The sequence below is a fragment of the Dialister sp. UBA1703 genome (genome assembly GCA_002320515.1).
Classification (GTDB): Bacteria; Bacillota; Negativicutes; order Veillonellales; family Dialisteraceae; genus Dialister.
On sequence record DCJJ01000131.1, the window covers coordinates 1 to 3,981 of the forward strand.

At 53.3% G+C, this 3,981-nt stretch carries 3 protein-coding genes; all 3 read left to right on the forward strand.

The window, feature by feature from the left end:
- Positions 1-180: 180 nt before the first annotated feature.
- A complete protein-coding gene (locus B2Y11_RS05885) occupies positions 181-837 on the forward strand; it encodes a hypothetical protein (protein ID WP_291057267.1) in 657 nt (218 codons plus the stop codon).
- An 18-nt stretch (positions 838-855) separates the two neighbouring features.
- On the forward strand, positions 856-1,407 hold the full coding sequence (locus tag B2Y11_RS05890; protein ID WP_291057270.1) for a phosphoribosyltransferase family protein: 552 nt from the start codon (positions 856-858) through the stop codon (positions 1,405-1,407).
- A gap of 748 nt (positions 1,408-2,155) precedes the next feature.
- Complete coding sequence (gene guaA, locus B2Y11_RS05895; RefSeq protein ID WP_291057268.1) at positions 2,156-3,694, forward strand: glutamine-hydrolyzing GMP synthase; 1,539 nt, start codon at positions 2,156-2,158, stop codon at positions 3,692-3,694.
- The last annotated feature ends 287 nt before the right edge of the window (positions 3,695-3,981 follow it).

Genomic DNA, 3,981 nt, shown 5'->3' on the forward strand with positions numbered 1-3,981 from the left:
CGTTTCCCCTCTGGGGACACAACCTTTCTACACAACCTGCCGCCGACAGGCGGCCATAACCTCCAGCCCCGCAGGGGCTGGCAACTTTTCATCCTATTTCTCCTCAAAATCAGTACTCAATCCCCCTGATTTAGTGTAAAATATATAAGGTATCAAGTATTTTTGCAGGAGATGATAAGGTTGAAGAGATTTCAAAAATGGGCGCTTTTGCTGGGGGTCTCTCTGGCTTTTTCTTGGGGAGTGACGGCAGGGGCTTTTGAGCCTTATTACCTGAATGGCGATAAAACCTATCCCATGATACAGAATACCGGCGGTATTTATAATGACGGCGCAACCGGGCTTTTTCTTGACCTGTCCTCCCTGACAGTGGAGGATGTGTTTGAGGACGGGCTGCAGGCGAAGGTGAAGACCCTGGACGTGAAGTCTTCAAAAGCCGTTACGGAAAGCGTAATCCATGTACGTTACAGTGTAGATGGTAAGGCCTGGGCCCTGGGGCAGGATGGCCGGCGGCGGGAAATCCCGCCAGGCACGGAAGACCCGGCGGCGCTGGTGGTTTATTTCATGCGTCAGGCCATGGCGGAAGATGGTACTCGTGACAGGCTGTCTTCTGAAATCGCTGCCATTATGGGAGCCAGGAAGGACAAGCTGGGTAAGACGGCACCTCCTGATGTGGTTCCCCTGATTGATGCAGCGCCTCCTAAAGAGGGGCAGACTGTGAAGAAAAAGGGAAATGTGCAGAAGGGAAATCCTGATGCAGACCAGGTCACGGTTACCATTACCGAGGCACCGAAGGTGGAAATCACTTCCACCCCGCCGCCGCAGGTAGATATTACATAAATTTTTTCGAGGTGTATGATGGCAAAAAGACATTACGAGCTTCATGTGGCAGGCTGCACAAGGCAGCTTCCTGTAATCAATATTTCCGATACTCTGGCGATTGCAGGCTTTGTAATCCTGGGGGATACGGAAATCGTGGAGAACTGCGCCAAAGAGCTGGCGGCCAAGGTGCCCGGGGATACGGACATCATCATGACGGCGGAGACCAAGGGCATCCCCCTGGCCCATGAACTGGCCAGTGCGCTGGGCATGAAGCGGTATATCGTGGCCCGGAAATCGGTGAAGGCTTACATGGAAAACCCGATCTGGGTGGAGGATGAATCCATTACTACCGCCGGCAAGCAGCGGCTCTATCTTATGGATTCGGATGTGGAACTGATGAAAGGCAGGAATGTGCTCCTGGTGGACGATGTCATCAGCACCGGCGGCTCCATGAAGGCCATGAAGGAGCTGGCGGAAAAGGCCGGCGCCCACGTCATCGGCGAGGCAGCCATCTTGGCAGAAGGGGATGCGGCGAAGAGAAAGGATATTATTTACCTGGAACCGCTGCCCTTGTTTAAAGCGGAATGAAGCAGGGCCGCTGTGACACGCCCTGGCGGGCGTGAGGGTTGACGGCCCTGTGGGCCGAAGGTTCTCAGGGTTCTGAAGATTGACGCGCCGCTGGCGCGAGGGTTGTGGTGGGCGGCTTTGCCGCCGGTTTGTAGAAAACAGCTTTAGTGAGCTGGTAAAAACCAGACAACCGGGCTTTCGCCCGGGAAAAACAGACAAACCGCCCTGACGGGCGTTGGAAAACCATACAACCGCGCCTTTGGCATCGGTCGGGCAATTCATAGGAAGGTCCTTTTATGTGCAGGCAAAGGACCAACTTTGCCCGACTTGGAGACCCTCTGCAGGGTCTCCACATTGGAAATGCACCCCTTCTGCCGCCTGCGGCGGCGTCTCCCCCGGAGGGGGAGATTTGCTCTATGAAAAACATAGAGTTACTTAAGTTAGCTCAAGGCTGAGCAGTGAATAAACTTCCCCCTCCGGGGGAAGTGGTGCGCAGCACCCAAAGGGGTGCATTTTCATCGGGCGAAGCCCGGTTTTACGGTTTTCGCTGCCTCTGGCAGCATATAAAATTCATCGCCAAAGGCGATACCTTTCCCCTGAGCGAAAGCGAACGCAACCCTGCTATACAACCCGCCGCCGTCAGGCGGCCCTAACCTGCGGCGCCAGCCGCGCCCCCTTTTTGAAAGGCGGCGTCAGCCGCTTCCCAAATATGATATAATAAGGAATACAATGTTTACGTTACTGATATTGTCTCCACAGGAGGAAACAGATGAAACATCAGGAAATTGTTATGATTGTTGACTTTGGCGGCCAGTACGCCCAGCTCATTGCACGGCGCGTCCGTGAATGCGGCGTGTACTGCGAAATCCTGCCATACAACAAGAGTGCTGAGGAAATCCTTGCCCAGAATCCGAAGGGCATTATTTTCTCCGGCGGCCCTTCCAGCGTGAATGCAGAAAATGCTCCCCAGGTAGATCCGGGAGTGTTCAAGGCAGGAGTGCCGATTCTCGGTATCTGCTATGGCATGCAGCTCATGGCCAAGTCCCTGGGCGGCGAAGTATCCAAGCCCGCCAAGCATGAATACGGCCACACGGAATTCTACAGAGACGGCAGCTCCGCCCTCTTTGAAGGGGTTTCTGAAAAGACGGCTGTATGGATGAGCCACGGCGATGCAGTCACCGATATGCCTGCAGGCTTCGGCCTCACCGGTCACACAGACCTTACCCCTACCGCTGCCATGGCTGATGAAGCCCGCCGTTTCTTCGGTGTACAGTTCCATCCGGAAGTGGTTCACACTCCTGAAGGCACCACCATGCTGAAGAATTTCCTCTTTAAGATCTGCGAATGCGAAGGCGGCTGGTCCATGGGCAACTACATCGACATTGCTGTGGAAAACATCCGCGAAAAGGTAGGAAAGCACAACGTCATCTGCGCCCTTTCCGGCGGCGTAGACTCTTCCGTAGCTGCCGTGCTGGTGCATAAGGCCATCGGCGACCAGCTCACCTGCGTCTTTGTAGACCACGGTTTCCTCCGTCTGGGCGAAGCAGAACAGGTAGTGGACACCTTCAAAAATAAATTCAACATGAAACTGGTCCACATCGATGCATCCAAGCATTTCATGTCCCTTCTGAAGGGCGTGACGGAACCGGAAAAGAAGCGCAAAACCATTGGCGCTGAATTTATCCATACATTCCAGGAAGAAGCAAACAAGCTGGAAGATGTGAAATTCCTGGTACAGGGCACCCTTTATCCTGACGTGGTGGAATCGGGCACTGCTACTGCCTCCACCATCAAATCCCACCACAATGTAGGCGGACTTCCGAAGGATATGAAGTTCCAGCTCATCGAACCGCTCCGCGAACTCTTCAAGGATGAAGTCCGCGAACTGGGCCGCCAGCTGGGCCTTCCGGAAGAAGTAGTCAACCGCCAGCCCTTCCCGGGACCGGGCCTGGCTATCCGCATTATCGGCGAAATCACACCGGAAAGACTGGATATCCTCCGCCGTGCCGATTTCATCGTCAGAGATGTCATCAAACAGCATGGTCTTTACAACGATATCTGGCAGTCCTTCGCCATCCTCCCCGCAGCTATCCGCTCCGTAGGCGTACAGGGTGACGAAAGAACCTACGACTACACCGTAGGTATCCGCGCCGTGACCTCCTCCGACGGCATGACCGCCGACTATTTCCGCTTCCCCTGGGAAGTGCTTGATGAAATGAGCCGCCGCATCTGCAACGAAGTGGCCGGGGTGAACAGGGTAGTCTACGACATTACCTCCAAACCGCCGAGCACCATTGAATGGGAATAATTACAACACAAATGCAAAGCATGTAAAAAGGGGCTGTGAATGAATTCATAAAATACAGCCCTATGAAAACCAGAAAAAGGACTTTGGCCCTAACGGGTACAAAGTCCTTTTTCAGTGGTAAAATGTATAAATGTATATATGACGAAAGAAAAACAAATTACCACATCTCATTCTATCCCTAAACAAGGGATTTTGCCAATGTTTCCTTCAGATCTTCTCCCCATAACAGACAAGGTATTCGTATTCGACCGCTTAATGGTGTCCGAACCATAAGGCATTCCATCTTA

Bases quoted from the DNA above. Each gene is read 5' to 3' on its own strand.
- B2Y11_RS05890 (WP_291057270.1), top strand. From the start codon at position 856: ATGGCAAAAAGACATTACGAGCTTCATGTGGCAGGCTGCACAAGGCAG.
- guaA (WP_291057268.1), top strand. From the start codon at position 2,156: ATGAAACATCAGGAAATTGTTATGATTGTTGACTTTGGCGGCCAGTAC.